General features: G+C 66.1%; 24 protein-coding genes. 9 read left to right on the forward strand and 15 right to left on the reverse strand.

Annotation, left to right across the window (positions count from 1 at the left end; genetic code table 11):
* Positions 1–132: 132 nt before the first annotated feature.
* The 6 genes from dmpG to ACPTTF_RS24000 all read right to left on the reverse strand — a co-directional run bounded on the left by dmpG (position 133) and on the right by ACPTTF_RS24000 (position 6921).
* The gene (gene dmpG, locus ACPTTF_RS23975; protein WP_423368490.1) at positions 133–1164 is read right to left on the reverse strand and encodes a 4-hydroxy-2-oxovalerate aldolase; all 1032 of its coding nucleotides are present in this window, start codon (positions 1162–1164) and stop codon (positions 133–135) included.
* A gap of 16 nt (positions 1165–1180) precedes the next feature.
* Positions 1181–2080, reverse strand: coding sequence for an acetaldehyde dehydrogenase (acetylating) (locus tag ACPTTF_RS23980; RefSeq protein WP_166952240.1), 900 nt, complete (start codon positions 2078–2080; stop codon positions 1181–1183).
* A 13-nt stretch (positions 2081–2093) separates the two neighbouring features.
* On the reverse strand, positions 2094–2876 hold the full coding sequence (dmpE, locus tag ACPTTF_RS23985; RefSeq protein WP_166952243.1) for a 2-oxopent-4-enoate hydratase: 783 nt from the start codon (positions 2874–2876) through the stop codon (positions 2094–2096).
* A 109-nt stretch (positions 2877–2985) separates the two neighbouring features.
* A complete protein-coding gene (locus ACPTTF_RS23990) occupies positions 2986–4368 on the reverse strand; it encodes a DUF1329 domain-containing protein (protein WP_166952246.1) in 1383 nt (460 codons plus the stop codon).
* Positions 4369–4409: 41 nt separating this feature from the next.
* Positions 4410–5975: a DUF1302 domain-containing protein gene (locus ACPTTF_RS23995; protein WP_166952249.1), complete on the reverse strand. Its 1566-nt coding sequence runs from the start codon at positions 5973–5975 to the stop codon at positions 4410–4412.
* Positions 5976–6141: 166 nt separating this feature from the next.
* A complete protein-coding gene (locus tag ACPTTF_RS24000; protein WP_423368491.1) occupies positions 6142–6921 on the reverse strand; it encodes an SDR family oxidoreductase in 780 nt (259 codons plus the stop codon).
* A gap of 139 nt (positions 6922–7060) precedes the next feature.
* Here ACPTTF_RS24000 and ACPTTF_RS24005 point away from each other — a divergent pair, with 139 nt between their 5' ends.
* The 6 genes from ACPTTF_RS24005 to ACPTTF_RS24030 all read left to right on the forward strand — a co-directional run bounded on the left by ACPTTF_RS24005 (position 7061) and on the right by ACPTTF_RS24030 (position 11399).
* Complete coding sequence (locus ACPTTF_RS24005) at positions 7061–7897, forward strand: alpha/beta fold hydrolase (protein WP_423368492.1); 837 nt, start codon at positions 7061–7063, stop codon at positions 7895–7897.
* A 66-nt stretch (positions 7898–7963) separates the two neighbouring features.
* Positions 7964–8752, forward strand: a complete 789-nt coding sequence (locus ACPTTF_RS24010; RefSeq protein WP_423368493.1) for an SDR family NAD(P)-dependent oxidoreductase — start codon at positions 7964–7966, stop codon at positions 8750–8752.
* Between the two features lie 32 nt (positions 8753–8784).
* A complete protein-coding gene (locus tag ACPTTF_RS24015) occupies positions 8785–9534 on the forward strand; it encodes an electron transfer flavoprotein subunit beta/FixA family protein (protein ID WP_423368494.1) in 750 nt (249 codons plus the stop codon).
* 16 nt (positions 9535–9550) lie between these two features.
* Positions 9551–10522 carry an electron transfer flavoprotein subunit alpha/FixB family protein gene (locus tag ACPTTF_RS24020; RefSeq protein ID WP_423368495.1) on the forward strand — a complete coding sequence of 324 codons (972 nt, stop codon included), beginning with the start codon at positions 9551–9553 and terminating at the stop codon, positions 10520–10522.
* Positions 10523–10524: 2 nt separating this feature from the next.
* Positions 10525–11052: a transferase hexapeptide repeat family protein gene (locus tag ACPTTF_RS24025; RefSeq protein WP_423368496.1), complete on the forward strand. Its 528-nt coding sequence runs from the start codon at positions 10525–10527 to the stop codon at positions 11050–11052.
* A gap of 98 nt (positions 11053–11150) precedes the next feature.
* On the forward strand, positions 11151–11399 hold the full coding sequence (locus tag ACPTTF_RS24030; RefSeq protein ID WP_423368497.1) for a hypothetical protein: 249 nt from the start codon (positions 11151–11153) through the stop codon (positions 11397–11399).
* Positions 11400–11434: 35 nt separating this feature from the next.
* On the opposite strand, the gene ACPTTF_RS24035 is transcribed toward ACPTTF_RS24030, so the two are convergent.
* Positions 11435–11701 carry a hypothetical protein gene (locus ACPTTF_RS24035; RefSeq protein ID WP_423368498.1) on the reverse strand — a complete coding sequence of 89 codons (267 nt, stop codon included), beginning with the start codon at positions 11699–11701 and terminating at the stop codon, positions 11435–11437.
* Between ACPTTF_RS24035 and ACPTTF_RS24040 the strand changes: the two genes are divergently transcribed.
* A complete protein-coding gene (locus ACPTTF_RS24040; RefSeq protein ID WP_423368499.1) occupies positions 11634–11933 on the forward strand; it encodes a hypothetical protein in 300 nt (99 codons plus the stop codon). The genes ACPTTF_RS24035 and ACPTTF_RS24040 overlap by 68 nt on opposite strands.
* 362 nt (positions 11934–12295) lie before the next feature.
* Here ACPTTF_RS24040 and ACPTTF_RS24045 read toward each other — a convergent pair whose 3' ends face one another.
* The gene (locus ACPTTF_RS24045; RefSeq protein WP_423368500.1) at positions 12296–12760 is read right to left on the reverse strand and encodes a cupin domain-containing protein; all 465 of its coding nucleotides are present in this window, start codon (positions 12758–12760) and stop codon (positions 12296–12298) included.
* Positions 12761–13111: 351 nt separating this feature from the next.
* On the opposite strand from ACPTTF_RS24045, the gene ACPTTF_RS24050 reads away from it, so the two are divergent.
* A complete protein-coding gene (locus tag ACPTTF_RS24050) occupies positions 13112–14542 on the forward strand; it encodes a collagen-like triple helix repeat-containing protein (protein ID WP_423391180.1) in 1431 nt (476 codons plus the stop codon).
* Positions 14543–14655: 113 nt separating this feature from the next.
* Here ACPTTF_RS24050 and ACPTTF_RS24055 read toward each other — a convergent pair whose 3' ends face one another.
* Positions 14656–15336 carry a hypothetical protein gene (locus ACPTTF_RS24055; protein WP_423391181.1) on the reverse strand — a complete coding sequence of 227 codons (681 nt, stop codon included), beginning with the start codon at positions 15334–15336 and terminating at the stop codon, positions 14656–14658.
* A 236-nt stretch (positions 15337–15572) separates the two neighbouring features.
* Complete coding sequence (locus tag ACPTTF_RS24060; RefSeq protein WP_423368503.1) at positions 15573–16034, reverse strand: Lrp/AsnC family transcriptional regulator; 462 nt, start codon at positions 16032–16034, stop codon at positions 15573–15575.
* A 115-nt stretch (positions 16035–16149) separates the two neighbouring features.
* Between ACPTTF_RS24060 and ACPTTF_RS24065 the strand changes: the two genes are divergently transcribed.
* On the forward strand, positions 16150–16782 hold the full coding sequence (locus ACPTTF_RS24065) for a LysE family translocator (RefSeq protein ID WP_166952285.1): 633 nt from the start codon (positions 16150–16152) through the stop codon (positions 16780–16782).
* Here ACPTTF_RS24065 and ACPTTF_RS24070 read toward each other — a convergent pair.
* The 5 genes from ACPTTF_RS24070 to ACPTTF_RS24090 all read right to left on the reverse strand — a co-directional run bounded on the left by ACPTTF_RS24070 (position 16779) and on the right by ACPTTF_RS24090 (position 20876).
* Positions 16779–17204, reverse strand: a complete 426-nt coding sequence (locus ACPTTF_RS24070; protein WP_423368504.1) for a DUF6331 family protein — start codon at positions 17202–17204, stop codon at positions 16779–16781. The genes ACPTTF_RS24065 and ACPTTF_RS24070 overlap by 4 nt on opposite strands.
* Positions 17205–17223: 19 nt before the next feature.
* Entirely contained in the window at positions 17224–18219 is a 996-nt protein-coding gene (locus tag ACPTTF_RS24075) for an alpha/beta hydrolase (protein WP_423368505.1), read from the reverse strand.
* 29 nt (positions 18220–18248) lie between these two features.
* The gene (locus tag ACPTTF_RS24080; protein WP_423368506.1) at positions 18249–18821 is read right to left on the reverse strand and encodes a TetR/AcrR family transcriptional regulator; all 573 of its coding nucleotides are present in this window, start codon (positions 18819–18821) and stop codon (positions 18249–18251) included.
* Between the two features lie 260 nt (positions 18822–19081).
* On the reverse strand, positions 19082–19927 hold the full coding sequence (locus tag ACPTTF_RS24085; RefSeq protein WP_423368507.1) for a GNAT family N-acetyltransferase: 846 nt from the start codon (positions 19925–19927) through the stop codon (positions 19082–19084).
* A 379-nt stretch (positions 19928–20306) separates the two neighbouring features.
* Complete coding sequence (locus ACPTTF_RS24090) at positions 20307–20876, reverse strand: YdeI/OmpD-associated family protein (protein WP_423368508.1); 570 nt, start codon at positions 20874–20876, stop codon at positions 20307–20309.
* Positions 20877–21088 lie beyond the last annotated feature (212 nt).

The following is a 21088-nucleotide window of genomic DNA, read 5'->3' on the forward strand; positions in this document are numbered from 1 at the left end:
GATATTCGTACCGGGAGCAGCGCAGTGTGACGCGGAATTGTATGGCGAATGGCGTCAGTCTGACGGCGCACCGAAATGCAAAACGGGGCTTGCGCCCCGTTTCGTCACGTGCCCTCACATGGTGTCGTTCACTCAGGCCGCCACCTCCCGCGCCCGCACCATCGTCAGCGCCGCATCCTCGATCATGTCCTCCTGCCCGCCGACGAGCCGCTGCCGGCCCAGTTCGACGAGGATGTCGCGCGCGGGAATCCCGTACTTCGCTTCCGCGCGCTTCGCGAACAGCAGGAACGACGAGTAGACGCCCGCATAACCGAGCGTCAGCGCATCGCGGTCGAGGCGAATCGGTGCATCCATGATCGGCACGACGAGATCCTCGGCGACGTCCGAGATCGCGAACACGTCAACGCCCGTCTCGATCCCCATCCGGTCGCACACCGCGACGAACACTTCCATCGGCGTGTTGCCCGCGCCGGCGCCGAGGCCGGCCGCGGCTGCGTCGATCCGGTTCGCGCCGGCGGCAACGGCCGCGACCGAGTTCGCGACGCCCATCGCGAGGTTGTGGTGGCCGTGGAAGCCGAGTTCCGTCTCCGGCTTCAGCGCGTCGCGTACCTGGCCGATCCGTGCGGTGACGTCGTCGGGCAGCATGTACCCGGCCGAATCGGTGATGTAGATGCAGTTCGCGCCGTACGACTCCATCAGCTTCGCCTGCACGACCAACTGCTCTGGCGTCGACATGTGCGCCATCATCAGGAACCCGACCGTGTCGAGCCCGAGCGTGCGCGCGAGGCCAATGTGCTGTTCCGACACGTCGGCCTCGGTACAGTGCGTCGCGACGCGGATCGTGCCGACGCCGAGTTCGTGCGCCATGCGCAGGTGCTCGACGGTGCCGATGCCGGGCAGCAGCAGCGCCGACACCTTCGCCTGTTTCAGCTCCGGAATCACGGCGCTCAGGTACGCCTCGTCGGTGTGAGCGGGGAACCCGTAGTTGACCGATGCGCCGCCGAGGCCGTCGCCGTGCGTAACCTCGATCAGAGGCACGCCGGCTGCGTCGAGCCCGCGCGCGATGTTGCGCATCTGGTCGAGCGAGATCTGGTGGCGCTTCGGGTGCATCCCGTCGCGCAGCGACATGTCGTGGACGGTGATCTTCTTGCCTGCAAGTGACATCGTGTGACTCCTCGACTCAAGCGGTAGCGGCCGTCGCGGCCAGCATCTGTTCGGCGAAACGCTCGGCCGTCGCGGCCGCGGCGGCGGTCATGATGTCGAGGTTGCCCGCGTACTTCGGCAGGTAATCGCCGAGCCCTTCGACTTCCATGAACACCGACACGCGATTGCCGTCGAACACCGGGCCGTTCTTCAGCGTGTAACCGGGCACGTAACGCTGCACCTCCTTGACCATCGCATGCACGGACGCGGTGATCGCATCGACGTCGGGCGGCCCGTCGGTCAGGCAGTGGATCGTGTCGCGCATGATCAGCGGCGGCTCGGCCGGGTTGATCACGATGATCGCCTTGCCCTTGCGCGCGCCGCCGACCTGTTCGATCGCGCCGGACGTCGTGCGCGTGAATTCGTCGATGTTCTTGCGCGTGCCGGGGCCGACCGACTTCGACGATACCGTCGCGACGATCTCGCCGTACGCGACCGGTTGCACGCGCGACACCGCGTACACCATCGGGATCGTCGCCTGGCCGCCGCAGGTCACCATGTTCACGTTCGCCTGCGCGCTGTCGAGATGGGCGTCGAGGTTGACCGGCGGCACGCAGTACGGCCCGATCGCGGCGGGCGTCAGGTCGATCATCTTCACGCCGAGCGCGGTGAGCTTGTCGGAGTTGTCACGGTGCACGTAGGCCGACGTCGCGTCGAACGCGATGCGGATGTCGTCGGCGGCCACGTGCGGAAGCAACCCGTCGACGCCCTTGTCGGTGGTCTTCAGGCCGAACTCGCGCGCGCGGGCCAGGCCGTCGGACGCCGGATCGACGCCGACCATCCACACGGGTTCGAGCACCGTCGAGCGGCGCAGCTTGTACAACAGGTCGGTGCCGATGTTGCCGGGCCCGATCAGTGCGCATTTGATTTTCTTCATCAGGAATTTTCCTTTAGATAAAGCGGACGTCGCAGCTGCCGATGCCGGAGATGTGCATCGACAGTGCGTCGCCGGCGGTGACCGGAATCAGTTTCGCGAGGGAGCCGGACAGTACGATCTCGCCGGCGAGCAGCGGCACGTCGTACGCGGCGAGCGTGTTCGCGAGCCACGCGACCGCGTCGGCGGGATGGCCGAGTGCCGCATCGCCGCGCCCTTGCGCGACGGGCTCGCCGTTCTTCTCGATCGTCATCTCGCACGCGGCGAGATCGAGCGTGCGCGGGTCGACGCGCGCGTCGCCGAGCACGTACACGCCGCACGACGCGTTGTCGGCGACGGTGTCCTCGATGCGGATCGCCCAGTCGCGGATGCGCGAGTCGACGATCTCGAAGCAGGGCGCGACGGCGGCCGTCGCGGCGATCACGTCGGTGCGGTCGATGCCGGGGCCGCGCAGGTCGCGCGCGAGGATGAACGCGATCTCGCCCTCGGCGCGCGGCGCGATCAGCGAGTCGGCGGCGATCGCCTCGCCGGCCGCGTAGTGCATGCCCGACAGCAGGATGCCGAAATCGGGCTGGCGCACGTTCAGCATGTCCTGCACGGCCTGGCTCGTCACGCCGATCTTCTTGCCGACCACTGCCTCGCCGTGTTCGACGCGGCGTTCGATGAAGCGCTGCTGGATGCGGTAGGCGTCGTCGAGCGACAGGCGGCGCGCTCGGCTCGACAGCGGCGCGACCGGCGCGCGCGCGTGCCACGCGGCGTACAGCTCGTCGCCGAGCGTCGTATGCAGGCGGGAAGACATGAAAGGGCCCTCGATTCTCGAATGGAAAAGGCCGCCGTCGCGGGCGGCGTCGGGCGCCGGAGCGGGGCCCCGGCGCGTGGGTCGCGGGCGTGCCGCGTCAACAGGTTGATTAGTTACCCGAACTGCGGATCGCGTCCGGCGAGAAGTACGCCTCGTTGAACTGCGGGCTGTTGTCGAGCTTCGGCATCGGGCCTTCGTTCGTCAGGCGGTCGGCCATGTACGCGCCCGAGATCAGGTCGTGGAAGAACACCGCGCTCGGGTAGAACACCTTCGCGTCGAACGCGTACAGCGACGTCGCGACGTTGGTGCGCCAGAGCTGGCCGCGCGCGTCGTAGTTGTCGGCGAGCAGCGATTGCCACGAATCCTCGTCGATGTACAGCACGCGCTTCGCGTACTGGTGGCGATAGCCGCTCTTCAGCGTCGCCTGCAGCACCCACACGCGATGCAGCTCGTAGCGGATGTACGCCGGGTTCTCGTGACCCTTGGTCAGCAGGTCGCCGTACTTCACCGCGCTGTCCATCACCTTGTAGTTGTCGTACGGCACGTAGATCTCGCGCTTGCCGACGATCTTCCAGTCGTAGCGGTCGCCGGGGCCGTTGTACAGGCGGTCGTCGTCGACGGTGCGGAAGCCGCCCGGGCCCTGCGGCTGGTCATAGCCGTATTCGGGCGCCTGGCGCACGCGCCGCGTGCCGGGGTTGTACATCCACGTGCGCGACGAGTTGTCCGCGCCGGCCTTGTCCCAGTTCGTGAAACCGACGATCAACGAGCCGCGGTCGGACAGCGGCAGCTCCGTCGCGTTGCGGTAATACGTGCGGTTGTTCAGGTCGCTCTTGACGTCGTACTTGCCGACGTTGCGCGGCGAGTAGATGTCGTAGCGCACCTTGCCCCACGCGATGTTGCCGTCGGAGTACACGACCGCCTGGTCGTAGGTGGCCTGCTCGGTGCCGATCGACGACGAGAAACGCTGGTTCCACAGCAGTTCGGCGGCGGTCTTCGGAATCGGGTAGGGCACCGTCGGCGGCGCGTTCGTGAGGCCGTTCGCGTCGGACGTCATTGTCGAATCGGGCGCGTACGTGCGGATGTCCTTGTAGACGGCATCCGGGTAGCGGAAGTCGCGGTGGCTCGGGTAGACGATGATCTTGAAGGTGGCCGGGTAGCGCTTGAACATCGCTTTCTGGCCGTCGGTCAGGTGCTCCGCGTACTGCGCCATGTTTTCCGCGGTGATCGTCGCGACCGGCTTCTCGTTCGCGAACGGATCGGGGTAGCGGCTGCCGCGCTTGTACTGCACGTCGGACGGCGCGCCGAGCCACTTGCCCGACCACTCGGGCACGCTGCTGTCCTTGCTCGCGGCGCGCACCGCACCCATCGGGGTCAACTGGCCGTCGAGCGCCTTCAGGTCGTCCGTCGTGACCTTCGGGTACGACGCCGTCGCGGCGAGTGCGCACGCGGCGATCACCGACGCGCGCAGGAGGGGGAGATGAATTCGCTTCATGACTAATCCTCTTCTTGCTGAGTGACGAGCGGCCGGGCCGCTCAGAAGTGGTAGGTCGCCGTGGCCAGCACGTAGTCGCGATCGGCGAGCGGGCGCGTGACCGGGTTCGGCGAACCGAGGAACTTGGCGTAGACGAGCGACAGCGACAGGTTGCTCAGGCGCGTGAAGGTCACGCCGGCGGTCACGCGGTGGTCGCCCTGGCCCGTCAGCGAGCCGAGCGCGCCGGCCAGCGGCGACGTGCCGGTCAGGTCGTGCGTGTAGGTCAGCGGCACGTCGAGATCCCAGCCGTTGAACACGTTCTTGTAGCTGAGCGTCCACGCGATCTCGAGCGCTAGCGCATTGCGCGAATTCGCGAGCGTGGTCGACCCGTCGAGCTCCGAGATGCTGCCCGCGTGTACGTACGTGAGTTCGCCGATCAGCGACTGCGAGTTCGCGAGGAAGCTCGGCCCGATCGAGTAGATGCCGGACAGGTTGGTCTGCAGCACGTTCGCGCGCGTCGACTGCGGGCCCGTCGCGGTATTGACGAGCACGGCCGCGCCCTGGCGGTACGACACTTCGCCCGCGACGTTTACCGGGCCGACCTGCGTCGAGAAGCTCGCGCCGGTCAGCTTGATGTTGTCGAAGTAGGTCTGCTGGTACTGGAGCGTCGGGAAGTAGGTCGTGACGACGCTCGGGTTCATGTCGTTGTAGTGCAGGTAGTACAGGCCGAGCTCGGTGTCGCCGAGTACGCGGAAGCGCGCGCCGATACCCCACTGGTTGCGTGCGCTCGGCTTCTCGTCGGGGCCGCGCGGAATGATCATCCCGCCCGGGCCGATGATGTATTGCGCACCGGGGCCCGTGACGTCCGAGTAGCTCCAGTACGTGCCGGGTGCGGTCAGGCGGTTCTGCTGGTACGAGAACTGGTAGTAGCCGAGCAGGCTGAAGCGCGGCGTGATCTGCCACTGCGTCGAGATCTGCGGCACCGGCAGCAGGATGTCTTTCACCTCGGCGCCGGCCATGTACGACTTGGTCGCGTCGGACGGCCCCTGCGCGCCCGCGATGTTCGGGAAGAACAGGCTTTCGCCCCACGCGACGACCTGGTCGCCGACCTTCACGTTCAGGCTCGTCGAGCCGATGTGGAACGTGTTGTACGCATACGCGGCGAGCAGCGTCGTGTGGCCGCCCGACCAGTAGCGTGCGTCGCTCGTGAAATTGTTGTACTGGCCCGACTGGTTCACGGTGCCCGGTGCGTCGTTGTAGTTCGGACGGTGGTACGCCTGGTCGTAGAACGTGTCGGCGCGCACGAACACGCCCCAGTCGTCGTGCTTCAGGTTCACTTCGCCGAGCAGGCTGACCTGGTTCTCGATCAGCTTGTTCTTCGCGAAGTTGCGGTCGCCGTCGTCGCCGTTGATGTTCGCCGGCGTGAGGAGATTGCCGCTCGGTGCGCGGGTGCGCATGCCGAGGCCGTAACTGAGCGTGAACGTGTAGTCCAGCGTCGTGTCGGCGCCCAGCTCGATCGTGCTGCCGGCGTGCGCGCTGGGAACGGCGCACGTCAGCAACGCGGCGGCCAGCGTCGACAGCGTGGCGGTTGCCCGCTTGTCGGTACGGCGCGAAATCCGTTGATGCATGGTGTCTCCTCTTGGGGGTATCGACGACGGTCGTCTATGTGCGTTGTCGTGAGAGGCAGAGTAGGGAGATCGCGGTAGCAGGGAATCGTCAAAATGAACTAGATGACTTCCCTAGGACTGGCAACGATTCGTGCCGCACCGATTGCCATGCGTGTATCAGCGTGCATCAGCGCGCGACTGCCTGCGCGGCATTCAGGAACGCCGGCCGCTCGCCGCCGCCGTCGAGCCGCAGGTTCGCACCCGACGTGTACGACGCGTCGGGCGAGGCGAGGAACAGGCACGCGGACGCGACGTCGTCGGGCGTCGCGAGCCGTCCGGCGGGAATCGTCGCGCGGATGGCGTCGAGCGCGTCGTCGCTGCCGTAGTGGCCTTCGGTGGCCGATTCGGTCTGCACGAGGCTCGGGCTGATCGCGCACACGCGCACACGCGGCGCCCACTCGACCGCGAGCGATGTGACCGCGTTGACGAGGCCGGCTTTCGCGGCACCGTACGCGGCCGTGCCGGGCGACGGGCGTGACGCGCTGACGCTCGCGATGAACAGCATCACGCCGCCTTGCGGCTGTGGCTGCATGATCGCGTTCACGCGCTGCGCGAGCTGCAGCGGCGCGATCAGGTTCAGCCGCACGATCGATTCGGTGAAGCGCGGCGACGCATCGGCTGCGAGCGCAAACGGCGAGCCGCCCGCGTTGTTGACGAGCACGTCGAGGCCGCCGGCCGTATCGCGGATCGCCGCGAGCATCGCGTCGACCTGTTCGATGTCGCGCAGGTCGGCCGCGACGAACGCCGCCGTGCGGCCGCCGGCCGAGGGCGGCGTGTCGGGCGCGCTGCGTCCGCAGACAAACACGCGCGCCCCCGCCGCGAGAAACCGTTCGGCGATGCGCCGCCCGATGCCTTTGGTGCCGCCCGTCACGAGCACCGTCTTGCCGCTGTAGTCGAATCCGTTCATCGTCAGCCTCCGTTTCGGTGGGCCGATGATAGGAAGAAGCGCGCGCGGCTTCGTAGTCTGAAAGGATGATGCCGTCCGGCGCCGGCGGCGCAATCATCGTGGCCAGGCATCCATCGAACGACGAAGGAGACAACCCGCGATGACGATCCCCATGACGCCGCCAGTCGGCATCTTTACCGACGTGCCGGGCGGCCTGCGCCTGCACCATTACGAGGCGGGCGAAGGCCGGCCGGTGGTGTTCATCCACGGCAGCGGCCCGGGCGCCAGCGGTTTCAGCAATTTCAAGCACAACGTGCCCGCATTCGCGGCGGCCGGCTATCGCGCGATCGTCGTCGACCTGCCCGGCTACGGGCAGTCGTCGAAGCCGTCCGACGTCGCCTATACGCTCGATTTCTTCGTCGGCGCGCTGCATGCGCAACTGAACGCGCTCGGGATCGGGCCGGCCGTGCTGCTCGGCAATTCACTCGGCGGTGCGATCGCACTCAAGTACGCGCTCGACTACCCGGACGAGGTCGACGGGCTGATCATGATGGCGCCGGGCGGTGTGGAGGATCGCGACACCTATTTCCGGATGGAAGGCATCCAGCGGATGGTGAAGCTGTTCACCAATCGCCAGATGAATGACGACACGATGCGCGAACTGCTGACGTTGCTCGTGCACGATCCGGCGATCGTCACCGACGCGCTGGTCGCCGAGCGGATGAAGGTGTGCGTCGAACAGCCGACCGAAGTGCTCGCGACGATGAGCGTGCCGAACCTGACCGACGCGCTCGGCGACCTGCGCAGCCCGGTGCTCGGTTTCTGGGGCACGGACGATCGCTTCAATCCGGTCGGTGGCGCGCTGAAATTCCTCGAACACTGTCGTGACGCGCGCTTCGTGCTGATGAACCGGTGCGGCCACTGGGTGATGGTGGAACACGCCGACTATTTCAATCGGGAATGCCTCGATTTTCTTGCGACGCGGAATACGCGATAACGCCGGATGCCCTTGACGGCCTGCCCCGATGCGGGCGGCCTGTCTGAACACATACATGGAGACACCATGAAACTCATCGAAGACCTGTTCGACCTGCGCGGCAAGGTGGCTGCGATCACCGGCGGCGCGCGCGGCATCGGCGCGGAGACGGCACGTACGCTGGCTGCAGCGGGCGCGAGCGTCGCGATTCTCGACGTGCTGTCGCAACCGGCGGAAGCGCTGGTCGAGGAAATTCGCGCGCAAGGCGGCCAGGCTGCATTCTGGTCGCTCGACGTGACGCAGGAAGCCGACGTGTCGCGCGTGTTCGGCGAGATCGTCGCGCACTTCGGGCGCCTCGACGTGCTCGTGAACAACGCGGGCATCGAAGGCCACAACGTGCCGACGCACGAGCTGACGCTCGCGCAATGGCAGCGCGTGCAGGACGTGAACGTGAACGGCGTGTTCCTGTGCACGCGTGCCGCGATTCCGTATATCGACGCGGCCGGCGGCGGCTCGATCGTGAACCTGTCGTCGATGTACGGGATCGTCGGCGGGCCGGACGTGCCCGCGTATCACGCGTCGAAGGCCGCGGTACGGATGATGGCGAAGGTCGACGCGATGCTGTACGCGGCGAAGAACATCCGTGCGAACTCGGTGCATCCCGGCTATATCCGCACGCCGATGCTCGAGGAAGCGTTCCGCCAGATGGGGCAGGACCCCGACAATGTCTTCGGCTATCTGCAGACGCACGTGCCGATGGCGAAGATCGGCAGCCCGCGCGACATCGCGGCCGGCATCCTGTATCTCGTGTCGCCGGCAGGCCGTTACGTGACGGGCGCCGAGCTCGTGATCGACGGCGGTTATACCGCGCGCTGACGCGGCTTTCGCACCACAAGGGAGACGCGCAGTTGAAAGTGCTCGTGGCAGTGAAACGCGTGGTCGACGCGAACGTGAAGGTCGGCGTGAAATCCGACCGGACCGGCGTCGACATCGCGAACGTGAAGATGTCGATGAACCCGTTCGACGAGATCGCGGTGGAAGAGGCCGTGCGGTTGAAGGAGGCCGGCGTCGTGACCGAAGTGGTCGCCGTGTCGGTCGGCGTCGCGCAGGCGCAGGAAACGCTGCGCACGGCGCTGGCGATCGGTGCGGACCGCGCGATCCTCGTGGAATCGAACGACGGTGTCGAGCCGCTGGGTGTCGCGAAGGTGTTGAAGGCGCTGGTCGACAAGGAGCAACCGTCGCTCGTGATCCTCGGCAAGCAGGCGATCGACGACGATTCGAACCAGACCGGGCAGATGCTGGCTGCGCTGGCGGGTTTGCCGCAGGCGACGTTCGCGTCGAAGGTGGCGATTGCCGACGGCCGTGCGACGGTCGCGCGCGAAGTCGACGGTGGCGCGGAAACGCTGTCGCTTCAACTGCCCGCCGTCGTGACGACGGACCTGCGCCTGAACGAGCCGCGCTACGTGACGCTGCCGAACATCATGAAGGCGAAGAAGAAGCCGCTCGAAATCGCGAAGCCGGAAGATCTCGGCGTGGACGTGACGCCGCGCGTGAAGGTGCTCAAGGTGAACGAGCCGCCGAAGCGCGCGGCCGGCGTGAAGGTGCCGGACGTGCAAGCGCTGGTCGGGAAGCTGAAGAACGAAGCCAAGGTGCTGTAACAGGGAGCGCAAGGAAATGACGATTCTGGTGATTGCGGAGTACGACGCCCCGAAGGAAGCCCCCTTGGGGGGCGGCGCGTCGATCAAGGCCGCGACGCTGAGTGCCGTCGCTGCCGCACAGGCGCTCAATGCTGCGGGCGGCGGCGACGTTCATGTGCTCGTCGCGGGGCACGGCGCGCAAGCGGCGGCCGATGCCGCGGCGAAGATCGCCGGGGTGTCGAAAGTGCTGCTGGCCGACGCACCCCAGCTCGCTGACGGTCTTGCCGAGAACGTCGAAGCGACGGTGATGAGCATTGCGAACGGCTACTCGCACATCGTTGCGCCGGCCACGGCCTACGGCAAGAACATCGCACCGCGTATCGCCGCGAAGCTGGACGTCGCGCAGATCTCCGAGATCACGGCGGTGGTGTCGGCCGATACGTTCGAGCGCCCGATCTACGCGGGCAACGCGATCGCGACGGTGCAGTCGAGCGACCCGGTCAAGGTCATCACGGTGCGTGCGACGGGTTTCGATCCGGTGGCCGCCGTTGGCGGCAGCGCATCGGTCGAGAAGATCGAGGCGGCGGCCGATGCCGGCAAGTCGCGGTTCGTGAGCCGTGAAGTGACGAAGCTGGATCGTCCGGAACTCACGAGCGCGAACATCATCGTGTCGGGCGGTCGTGGCCTGGGCAGCGGCGAGAACTATACGAAGGTGCTGGAGCCGCTGGCCGACAAGCTGAGCGCGGCGCTCGGCGCCTCACGTGCGGCAGTCGATGCCGGCTACGTGCCGAACGACTACCAGGTCGGCCAGACCGGCAAAATCGTCGCACCGCAGCTGTACATCGCGGTCGGCATCTCGGGCGCGATCCAGCACTTGGCCGGCATGAAGGATTCGAAGGTGATCGTCGCGATCAACAAGGATCCGGAGGCGCCGATCTTCAGCGTGGCCGACTACGGTGTCGTCGGCGATCTGTTCACGCTCGTGCCGGAAGCGGTCGCGGCGCTCTGACGATGCCGCTGTTCGAATTCAACGGTATGCGGCCGCGCGTCGATCCATCCGCGTACGTCGACCCGAGCGCGGTCGTGATCGGCGACGTGACGATCGGCGCGCGCTGCTACATCGGTCCGCATGCGAGCCTGCGCGGCGACTTCGGCGCGATCGTCGTCGAAGACGGCAGCAACGTGCAGGACGGCTGCGTGCTTCACGTCGGGATCGGCGAGACGTGCCGGCTCGGCGTCAACAGCCACGTCGGCCACGGCGCGATCGTGCATGGCGCGACACTCGAACCCGACACGATGATCGGGATGAATGCGGTCGTGATGGACGGCGCGACCATCGGCGCCACGACGATCGTCGCCGCGTGCGCGTTCGTGAAGGCCGGCTACGACGTGCCGCGTGGCGTGCTGCTCGCGGGCATGCCGGGGCGCGTCGTGCGGCGGCTGAGCGACGCGGAGATCGACGCGAAGGCGAACGGCACGCGGATTTATCAGCAACTGGCGGCGGATTGCCTGAGGACGATCAGGCGGATCGACGGGTGAGCAGCGGGCATTCGGGCGAACCGGGATGGGACGGATTGCCGGGCAGGTTGCCGTTGCCGTAAGATCGTCGCAGGCTTTCCCACCGGCATCCGCGTCACATGAAAAAGAACGTCCGTTTTCGGCTCACAGTCATTGCGTCGGTTTTTGCCGTCTGCAGCGTTTATATGCACATCCAGCAGTTCATCAGTGGCTGTGTGTGGGTCAGGGGCCATCAGCGCTGCAGTTTCGAAAACAGCACGAATTTCGAAGGCTGGATGGATCTCGATCTGATGATCGCCTGTTGCTGGGTCGCGGCGGCGGTGGTGGGCTGGATTTCCGTCGTGCAGGCCGCGAAGAAGCCCGGTTGACTGTTGGCGCTTTTTTCACGCGAAACCGGTCGCTGTCAATCCGTGACAACGATCATCGGTACGGCGCCGTCGCGCGCTGCGTCGTCCGCGATCGACGGGCATGTAGTGCTGGCCGGGGGGATCATGACGATCCGCGGCGAGACGAGCGGCTGACGGGGCTGCGGCCGACGTTGTGCCTTTTCCTGCCCGGGATAATGATCCGGCGTCGCGCACGCTGCGCGAGGGGAGGCTCCCATGCAATTTCCGACGGGATCGGTGGTCGCGCTCAGTTCGGCCGCCGCGACGATGTTTTCGATGGGCATGCTGTTTCTCGGCTACTGGGGATTGCACGAGCCGCTGCCGTGGCGGTTCGGCGACTACGTCGTGATCGTGCCGGCACTGGCCGGCTTCGCGTGCCTTGCCAGCGTGCCGTTTCTCGCGACATCGCCGATGAAAGCACCCGACGACGAGTCGCGGATGTTCGTCGCGCGACGCGTGTTTCTGTGCGGCGCAGGCGCGGTGTGGTGCGCGATCGTCGCGTCGCTGTTCGCGTGAGGTTCGTGCGGGATGCGGGTGAACGGGCGCTCGCCGGTGCGGCTCTGTGGGCGCGTGTCGAAGCGTCCTGGATGAGCGCTTGAAGCACGATTTTCATGCGTCGATTCGGGCCGTCATGGCGGTTTTCATTTCCCCGGTGCCGTGTACTTGAACGTTGGTGTTCAAGGTCGCCGACGCAGCCGTGATTCGGCCCTTTCATGTGGACGACGAGATCGGGGTTCGGGGGGGGGGGGCGTCAATGCTTGCTCCCGACCTTGAAGCGCGTGAAGCAGCCTTTATCGACGCGCCGGCAGCGCGAGCGGGATCGCCGTGTGCCGGGTGATGTCCGGTCTTGACCGACCTTGCGTCGAGCGAAGCGTGCATCACGCTGGGGTGGTGCCGAGATCCACGAAGACCTTGTTGGCCCCCGCCTTGTACAGCCGCTTGCCGAGCTTCGGATAGTCGCATACGTCGTGCTCCGGCCGGTCGCCCGCCACGAGATAGACCAGCGGCAGATCGCCGGTGTTCAGCATCGTGTGCGCGGTACCGCCGCGCGGAAATCCCATGAAGTCGCCCGGGCCGATTGCATATGTATGGCCATCGACGATTGCTTCGCCGGTTCCCGAAAGGACGTAGACGCATTCTTCCGCGTAGAGATGCCGGTGGTATTCGGTGGATTCGTGTCCGGGCATCAAGGTCATCAGATGGACGCCGAGTTGCGTCAGCCCGGTTGCGTCGCCAAGCGAGCGCTTCAGGCGGACGGCATTCTCGTTCAACGGATGGACCGAATGTTCCGCTTCCATCGCTGCGATGTCGGCGGCTTTCAGCACTTCACGCGGGGTGTTCATCGTCTCTCCTTTCCGGGAATCGGGGCGCCAGTGGTACCGCGAGTGTGAATTATGGGGGCGGGTGTCGGCGAAAGCATCGTTACGCTCGCTTGAATGATGGCGACAGGGGCAGGGCCGCCTCTTTCGCCGGGCGATGCTACGTAACGCAGGGGCCGCGTTACGCACGCGTTACCCGGGACGCGCGGCTTGAGCGCGGCTGTAAGGTTGGGTACGGATGCCACGCGTCGCGCCCTGGGCGGCCGTTGAGAGGCTGCAGTCCGGGGAGTGTGTGAAGTCGACGTTGATGCCGATCGCAATGGCACGATAGATGCTTGTCGGGATGATCGAGCTAAAAAGCGAACGGGGGCTTCCATGCAGAATCATTTCATCAAGGCGAACGTTGCACTGGCCGCCATTGCCGCGGCTTGCGCGCTGGCCGCGTGCGGCGGCAGCGATGTTACGGCGCCGACGCCGAGTGGTAACAACATCGGAACGAGTACGAGTGGGACCAGCGGCACGAGCGGCACGAGCGGAACCAGTGGCACAAGTGGAACCAGTGGCACAAGCGGAACCAGCGGAACCAGCGGAACCAGCGGAACCAGCGGAACCAGCGGAACCAGCGGAACCAGCGGAACCAGCGGAACCAGCGGAACCAGCGGAACCAGCGGAACCAGCGGAACCAGCGGAACCAGCGGAACCAGCGGAACCAGCGGAACCAGCGGAACCAGCGGAACCAGCGGAACCAGCGGAACCAGCGGAACCAGCGGAACCAGCGGAACCAGCGGGACCAGTGGCACCAGCGGAACCAGTGGCACAAGTGGAACCAGTGGCACGAGCGGAACCAGTGGCACGAGCGGGACCAGTGGCACAAGCGGAACCAGTGGCACAAGTGGAACCAGTGGCACGAGCGGAACCGGCGGCACAAGCGGAACCAGCGGCACCCCCGGCACGAACGGCATCATCAGCTCGGTCGGCTCGGTCGTCACCGATGTGGGCGTCACGATCGCCGGCGCAAGCCCTCCGGGCGGAACCAAGGGCGTGACCACCGGGCTTGCCAACACGGTCACCGGCGCCGGCACGCTCATCCGCGATACGTCGAACGCGGTGAGCAACGGCATCGGTCAGATGGGCTTCACGACGAACCCGGTCGGCGCGACAGTCGCCGGCCTCGGCACGATCGTCGGCTCGACCGGTAATCCGGTCAGCGGTCTCGCCGACACGGTGAAGGCGCTCGGCTCCGGCCCGCTGTCGCCGCTGGCGCCGCTCACGACGCCGGTCGGCGGCCTGCTCGACACGGTGGCCGGCGGTCTGAAGTCGGGCGGCACGATGCTCGGCTCGTCGCTGTCGTCGGGCCCGGTCCAGCAGGCGACGCAGGCACTCAGCACGGCGATCACGCCGCTCGTGACGACGGCCGGCCAGCTCACACAACAGGTCGGCACCGCAACCGGCCTCGGCCAGCCGGTCGCCGGCCTGCTCGGGCAAATCGGCGGGGCAATCACGTCGGCCGGATGGAAGGTGACATCGGCGTCGCCGCAGCCGGTCGTGAGCGGTGTCGGTGAACTCGTCCGTGCGGTCGGCAATACGGTGACCAACGTGGGCGGGCTCGTGAACCCGAGCGGTGCGAACGGCGCGGTGCCGGTTGCGGGCCTGGTGACGAGCGTGGTCGGCGGTATTCCGGCGACCGTACACGGCGGCTCCGCGACCGGTACGGGCGGCGGCAACCCGTTGGGCGCGCTCGGCAATCCGCTCGCGCCGGTGACGTCGCTGGTGGGCGGCCTGCTCGGCGGCGTGGCCGGCAAATAACCGATCGGCGCCGAACGTCGCACAGGCAGTGGTGCCCAATGACCCGGGAGACGGCTTCAAAAAAGTTGCATGGCGACTGTCAACTTTTGCGCAAGCCGTCTCCTGGCTTCACCTCAATGCGGCGGTGCCGCGGCATGCTGCTGCAACGCATCCAGGTGCCCGATGATCTGATTGGCGATATCCTTCGCCAACGAATCAACCGCGGTCGTCCCCTCGACTTTCTTGACGACGAACTTCGCCGCAACGACGTACGGATTCCAGCGCGCCACTGTACCCTGCGCCTTGATCGCATCCTCCACGCCGATGACCGCAAACGGCACGTTGGCATCCTTGGCCGCGTCGGCGATCGTCACCGAGACTTCCGTGTTCGGGCTGTCGCCGCCCGAGCCGCCTTGCAGCAGCGACTGAATGCGGCCGCTCGGGGCGCGTGAATAGAAAACGCCGCCGATCAGCCAGCCCGACGCGACCATCGGCAATGGTTCGCCGGGCGCGAGATAACGCGCGGTGACGCCCGCGTTGCCGAGCTGCTGGACGATGGCCTTCGCCAACGCACCTGCATTCTGGCTAGCCGACCTCGCGTGAATGGTCGCGCGCGTGCGGGACAGCAAGCGCCCCGAGCCGTTGTTTTCCTGAACGACCTGGAAAGGCCGCACGTACATGACCGGTATGGCCGGCGCGGTGTCCGAGCCACTCGCTGCCGGCTGCTGCGCGTGCGCGAAACTCGTTGCAAACCCGATGACGAGCGCGGCAAAAACTGCCTGGTTGAGCTTTCTCAAGGTTTGCGCCTTTTTCACGATTGGAACGAGGGCCAGCTTATGGCCGTGAATAGGGGACGTCAACCTTGCCATCTCCCACGACCTCGGCTTGCGCGTCTCCTCGGTCCCGGTCGTTCAGATGCATGAGGTCAGCAGCTCGCGTCGAAAGTTAACCGCCCCATGGGGCCTTTTTGAATCCATCGTTCAGGTGACCGGCTGGCACCGGTCGCCTGAGGTTCGGACCAGGACCTGCCGGTCGGCGAGGCGTCGGCCAGCTACTTGCGGCCACCGTCGAGCTTCGACGGTGGCCGCGCCAGCCCGCGCGCCGGCAGCGGCGTCGACATCACGATCGACGTACGCGTTTCGCCGTACAGGTTGATGCGTTCGATCAGTTGTTCGAGATGGGTCATGCCGATCGCGACGAGTCGCATAACATACGAGTCCGCGCCCGTCACGTGATGACACTCGACGACTTCGGGAATCGTCTCCAGCAACCGGAGGAATTTGGCTTTCGCCGGTTGCGGCACCGTGATGCCGATCAGCGCGCTGACCGGATAGCCGGCCGCGGCAGGATTGATCCGGGCCGTGTAGCCCTCGACCACGCCGGCCGCTTCAAGGCGCTTCACGCGCTCCGTCACCGCCGGCACCGACAGGTGCACCTGGCGCGCCAGCTCCGTGTAGCTGATGCGGCCGTTGGCCTGCAACAGCGCCAGTACCTTCCAGTCCAGATCGTCCATTGCGGCGGGATTTTTAAGGTGGAGGGGTCATTTTTCCTTAAAAACCGCATTCAGCGATGACGGGACTTTCCCTACGATGTCTGTTCCACCCGTTGCATGTCGCAAGGAGCAGGCGATGTTGTTCATCAAGTCCGTCGTGATGGGGCTGTCGATTGCTGTGCCGGTCGGCCCGATCGGCATGCTGTGCATTCAGCGCAGCCTGAGCCGCGGCTTTCAGGCGGGATTCGCGACGGGCGTCGGCGCCGCGTGCGCCGATGCGATCTACGGCCTGCTCGGCGCACTCGGCATCGCGGGTATCGTCTCGGCATTCCCGATGCTGACCGTCGGGTTGAAAATCGGTGGCGGCGCGTTCCTCGTGTGGCTGGCGTGGACCATCGCGCGCCAGGCGCCGGCCGCGTCGACGGCACAACGCGACCTGCCGCGCACGACCGTCCTGCGCGATTTCCTGACGACGTTCGGCCTGACGCTGTCGAACCCGATGACGATCCTGTCGTTCGTCGGCATCTTCGCGGCGCTCGGCCCGCTGTCGGGCGCGCGGGAAGGCGCGATGTGGCCGGCCGTGGCGCTGATGGTCGCCGGTGTGTTCATCGGCTCCGCAACGTGGTGGCTGTGCCTGAGCGGTACGACCGCCGCGCTGCGCACGCGGATGTCGTTCGCGTTCATGCACGGGCTGTCGCGCGGGTCGGCCGCGGTTATCGCGGTGTTCGGCGTGATCCAGGTGGTCGCGGGCGTGCGCGGCGTCATCTAGGTCGATGCGTCGCGCGTATCGCGTTGCGACCGGATCGCGTCGATCGTTGTCCGGATATGCGCGAGCAACTCGAGTACCACCGCCTTCCGAAAATACTGGTTCATCCGCGTGCTGACGACGAGATCGGACGGCAACGCGTCGATCGAACGCTGAACCGACAGCAGATCGTCGGCGAGTCGCGCCAGCGCATCGCGATCCCGCGCGCCTACGGCAACCGCGATCTCGTCCGGCCAGAAAACGAACGCGTCGATGCCGCAGCACGCGGCGACACAGTCTGTCTCCAGTGCATCGATCAACGGCATGACCGCGGCGAGACAGGGATCGATCGCGACCGCCTGCGCCTGCCCGCCCGACAGATCGCCGAATTCGATCCAGCGATCCGGGCCGATGCCGATGTCGTCCTTGTGGGGTTTCCCGTTCATCGTCTGACGCTCGACGGATTCAATTCAATGCCCGCAAATGCGCACGCACGAAGCGCGCGATTTCCTGGCCCAGTTCCATGTCTTCGGGCGCGCCCATGAACCCGCCATGCGGCATCCCTTCGAACAGGTGAAGCTCGGTCGGCACCTGCGCGCGCCGCAATGCGCGATGCAGGCGGACCGCGTTCGACAGGAACAGGTCGCGCGTGCCGCTCTGGATGAAGGTCGGCGGGAAACCGGCCGCGAAATCGCCGAACAGCGGCGACAGGTACGGATGCGCGAGATCGGCGCCGTTCGCGTAGAGCAGGTTGTTCGGCATCAGCGACGTCGGCAACACGACATCGACGAGGCGATTGGTTTCGAAGCTGTCGCCGGATTCGGTCAGGTCGACTTCCGGCGACAGCAGCACCAGCGCGGCCGGCAGCGGCAACCCTTCGTCGCGGGCGCGCAGCACCATCGCGGCGGCGAGGTTGCCGCCCGCCGAGCGGCCGCCGATGACGACGTTTTCCGGTGCGTAGCGCTCCAGCACGTACGCATATGCCGCGATGCAATCGTCGAGCGCGGCCGGATACGGATGCTCGGGCGGCAGGCGATAGTCGACGCCGTAGCAGCGAATGCCGAGCCGGTCGGCCTGCATCTGCGCGCCGGCGCGGCATGCGGCGCCGCCGCCGAGCACCAGTGCGCCGCCATGCAGGTCGATGTATGCGCATTCGTCGGAAGCCGATGCTTCGGGCGTGGCGACGTGCACGTCCGCGGCGCCGGCCCGGATCGTCTCCACGCTCGAACGCAGATAGCCGCCGAGCTGCTCGATGGCCGCCGCGTAGTGCGCGTCCGCGGCCGCCTTCACGCGCATCCATGCGTCGAAATCGTCCGGGGCCGGCATCACGTGCCGCGCGTTCAGCGGCATGCCGTCGCTGCCGACCAGTCGTCGCAACGCGGTTCGCGCTTCTTCACTGATCGACGCCGGGAAGGGGACGACACGGCTCGGCAGGACGACGCCGTCGGGTTGGTCTTTCATCGATTCGGTTCCGTTGGACGTTGGGCGAGTCATGCGGCAGAAGGCCAGTGGCGCAGCATCACGTCCAGCGCATCGAGGCTGCGCGACCACGACGCATCGGAGGCCGGTGCGCTGTGCGAGAAACCGCCCGCGCGTTCGAGCGTGACGTAGCCCATGAAGAAGCCGCCGAGCAGGCGGATCGCATGCGCCTGTTCGGCTTCCGGCATGTCGTAGCTGCGCAGCACGGCCGAGGTCATCCGGACGAGCCGGCCGCCGGCGCTTTCGGCGGCGCGCTCGGCGCTCACCGGGTGGCGCGCGGCCGCAAAACGGCCGGGGTGTTCGCGTGCGTAGTCGCGATAGACGTTGGCGAGTGCGGTGAGCGCGTCCTTGGCGGTGCGGCCGGCCAATGCTTCGGTCGCGCGATCGGCGAGTTCATTCAGCGCGAATAGGGCGATCCGGCTCTTGAGGTCGTCGAAACTCGGGACGTGGGAGTACAGGCTGGCAAGCTTGACGTCGAAGTGACGTGCGAGCGCGGCGCCGGTCAGGTGCTCGAAGCCGGTTTCATCGGCGAGCTGTGCGCCGGCTTCGACGAGTTTGTCCAGGGTGAGGCCCGCGCGTGGCATGACGTATGCTACTCAGATTAGTCAAAAAACTAATTGTATTAGGTTTTGGGGTGGTGTCAATTCCCCGTGCGTGCCGGTGCTGCCGATGCGTCATTGGGGTGACGTGTTCCGGTGCTTCGAAGCGCCATGCCTTCATGTGATCGGGAACAGTTGCCATGGCTGAGTGTTGCGCACCAGGAAGCGGAGAGAAACATGCTCGAGCTGTCTGCCATGCCGACCTGGCTGTCGCGGCAGATCTGCATCTGCCCGGCCCGTGACGATCACCCCAGCTCGAACGACGTCACCCCGAACACGCGATCGATTGCAATCGCCGGCGCGTCTTTCGTGTACATCCGTGCGGTTTCGAAGACGCTCGTCATGCCGTGCCGTTCCGCCAGCGCGACGGCCGCGGGGTTCGTTTCCGGCACGTCGAGCACGATGACCTCGCCGGGCATGCGCGCCGCCAGCGCGCGAAACAGCCCGGTGGCAACGCCTGCATCGTCGGCGAACAGCGGGCCGATCTTGCAGCCCGCCTTGCAGCGGCGCACGACACCGTATCCGGCGACACGGCCGCCGTCGAGCGTCGCGAGCGCGACGGCATCCGGCTGCGCGATCCAGGCGGAGACGAAACGCTCGCGCGCCGTGGGAAAGCACTGGCGGTCGTAGGCAAGCAACTGCTCGAACGGCACGTCGGCGGCTGCCACCACGTGCGCGCAACCGATGCCGTCCACGCGCCCCTGATAGCGGATGTTGCGGTACGCGAGCGCGAATCCGGACTTCCGGTAGTTCGCCTGCTGGGCCAGGACACCATCGAGCCCGATGTTGCGGTCTCCGAGGTAACGCATGCCGTGCTGCCAGATTCGGATGCCGAAGCCTTTGCCGCGAAACCCGGGTTTCACGATGTAGAGGCCGATGAAGCCAAAGTGTTCGTCGTAGGCGACAGCGGAGAGGCACGCGACCGGCTCGCCGCGCCAGACGCCGATGAAGAACCCGGCGGGGTCTGCTTCCCTGAAACAGGACGGATCATGCAGGCCGGGGTTCCAGCCTTCTGCAGCCGCCCATTCGACCGACATGGCCACCTCGTCGGCCGACATGGTGCGCACGATGAAGTCTCCGGCTTGATCCATGGTTCACCCCAGTCGCTGCGCTCGGGAATGCGCATTGCGTTACGGTAAAGGCATCGGGGAAGCGTTGGCGGGCAGCCTCGTGGCTGCCGATCGGGTCATCATAATCCCGGGAACGGGTATGGGCGTGGAGAGGTCACAGCCGTACGGTCGATGGACGACACGCGGTGGGTCGGGGCGGATGGCGTGGTTGCGTTCGGCGAAGGTTCGAAATCTGCCGGAGAACGGTTGTCACGATTGGTCTTGTTTGACGCGCACTTCGATTGATTCGCATCGGCCAGCAAGAGCCCTTCGGACGTGTCTCGCGTTTGACCGATGCCGAGCCGAAGCGGCCATGACGGGCAATTAACCCAGTTTGGGAAAATCTCCGTCAGCGAAAAATCTATGGATGGAAGGTTTCGCCACGGTTCAGCATGTCGATGAATTCCCCGATTTTACGCGCCCTTGTTTCCGGTTTTTTTGCGTTCTGTACCCGAAACAGGATGGCATAGCGGTTCCGGCTGTTCAGTGTCGCGAAAAACTTCCTGGCTCCCGGATTTGCGTCCAAAGCTGCCTGTAGGTCGTCCGGCACGATCGAATTGGCGGCCGACGTATAAGCCGCCTTCCAGCGGCCGTCCTGCCTGGCCTTTTCGATTTCGCCCATGCCGCGCGGGCGCATTCTGCCTGCGGCGATCAGCGCTTCGGCCCTGTCGGTGTTGAGTTTGGACCAGATGCTTCTTGCGGAGCGTGGCGTGAAGCGTTGTAACCAGTATTGCTCGTTCTCAGCCCGCTTTTGACCATCGATCCAGCCGTAGCAGAGGGCGCTTTCCAACGCCTGTTCGTAGGTGACGGTTCGCTCCTCGGTGCCTTTTCTCGCCAGACGCAGCCATGCGCCGGTCGAAGTGCTGCCGTTTTGCCCTAGCCAGCTTTCCCATTCGATCTGACTGGTAAATGTCAGGGCGCATTCGGTCATGTCACTGTCCTGAATGGTTGAGTCCATGTGCGGGGAAGGCGTCCGCAGTCTAACAGTGTTGATACGGACATCAATGTCCGTGGTGCGACCAGAAGACCGGCCGATTCGTAGTCCCGGCCCGTCGACCGGTTTGTGGCGGAATCCCCGTTTCCAATACCCGGCGACGGACGCATCGAACACTGCTTCTCAACGAGAGACCTCGCGGCCCGACG

The organism is Burkholderia crassaminum, from assembly GCF_964265005.1.
Lineage (GTDB): Bacteria > Pseudomonadota > Gammaproteobacteria > Burkholderiales > Burkholderiaceae > Burkholderia.

Coding starts and splice junctions, on each gene's coding strand:
- ACPTTF_RS24035 (WP_423368498.1), bottom strand. CDS start 11,701: ATGCCCATCGAAAACATCGTCGCGGCGGCCGAACTGAGCGCGACCACC.
- ACPTTF_RS24045 (WP_423368500.1), bottom strand. CDS start 12,760: ATGAACACCCCGCGTGAAGTGCTGAAAGCCGCCGACATCGCAGCGATG.
- ACPTTF_RS24070 (WP_423368504.1), bottom strand. CDS start 17,204: ATGAACGGGAAACCCCACAAGGACGACATCGGCATCGGCCCGGATCGC.
- ACPTTF_RS23980 (WP_166952240.1), bottom strand. CDS start 2,080: ATGAAGAAAATCAAATGCGCACTGATCGGGCCCGGCAACATCGGCACC.
- ACPTTF_RS24030 (WP_423368497.1), top strand. CDS start 11,151: ATGAAAAAGAACGTCCGTTTTCGGCTCACAGTCATTGCGTCGGTTTTT.
- ACPTTF_RS23990 (WP_166952246.1), bottom strand. CDS start 4,368: ATGAAGCGAATTCATCTCCCCCTCCTGCGCGCGTCGGTGATCGCCGCG.
- ACPTTF_RS24020 (WP_423368495.1), top strand. CDS start 9,551: ATGACGATTCTGGTGATTGCGGAGTACGACGCCCCGAAGGAAGCCCCC.
- ACPTTF_RS24040 (WP_423368499.1), top strand. CDS start 11,634: ATGCAATTTCCGACGGGATCGGTGGTCGCGCTCAGTTCGGCCGCCGCG.
- ACPTTF_RS24025 (WP_423368496.1), top strand. CDS start 10,525: ATGCCGCTGTTCGAATTCAACGGTATGCGGCCGCGCGTCGATCCATCC.
- ACPTTF_RS23995 (WP_166952249.1), bottom strand. CDS start 5,975: ATGCATCAACGGATTTCGCGCCGTACCGACAAGCGGGCAACCGCCACG.
- ACPTTF_RS24005 (WP_423368492.1), top strand. CDS start 7,061: ATGACGATCCCCATGACGCCGCCAGTCGGCATCTTTACCGACGTGCCG.
- ACPTTF_RS24050 (WP_423391180.1), top strand. CDS start 13,112: ATGCAGAATCATTTCATCAAGGCGAACGTTGCACTGGCCGCCATTGCC.
- dmpG (WP_423368490.1), bottom strand. CDS start 1,164: ATGTCACTTGCAGGCAAGAAGATCACCGTCCACGACATGTCGCTGCGC.
- ACPTTF_RS24010 (WP_423368493.1), top strand. CDS start 7,964: ATGAAACTCATCGAAGACCTGTTCGACCTGCGCGGCAAGGTGGCTGCG.
- ACPTTF_RS24090 (WP_423368508.1), bottom strand. CDS start 20,876: ATGACCGAATGCGCCCTGACATTTACCAGTCAGATCGAATGGGAAAGC.
- ACPTTF_RS24075 (WP_423368505.1), bottom strand. CDS start 18,219: ATGAAAGACCAACCCGACGGCGTCGTCCTGCCGAGCCGTGTCGTCCCC.
- ACPTTF_RS24065 (WP_166952285.1), top strand. CDS start 16,150: ATGTTGTTCATCAAGTCCGTCGTGATGGGGCTGTCGATTGCTGTGCCG.
- dmpE (WP_166952243.1), bottom strand. CDS start 2,876: ATGTCTTCCCGCCTGCATACGACGCTCGGCGACGAGCTGTACGCCGCG.
- ACPTTF_RS24080 (WP_423368506.1), bottom strand. CDS start 18,821: ATGCCACGCGCGGGCCTCACCCTGGACAAACTCGTCGAAGCCGGCGCA.
- ACPTTF_RS24060 (WP_423368503.1), bottom strand. CDS start 16,034: ATGGACGATCTGGACTGGAAGGTACTGGCGCTGTTGCAGGCCAACGGC.
- ACPTTF_RS24085 (WP_423368507.1), bottom strand. CDS start 19,927: ATGGATCAAGCCGGAGACTTCATCGTGCGCACCATGTCGGCCGACGAG.
- ACPTTF_RS24000 (WP_423368491.1), bottom strand. CDS start 6,921: ATGAACGGATTCGACTACAGCGGCAAGACGGTGCTCGTGACGGGCGGC.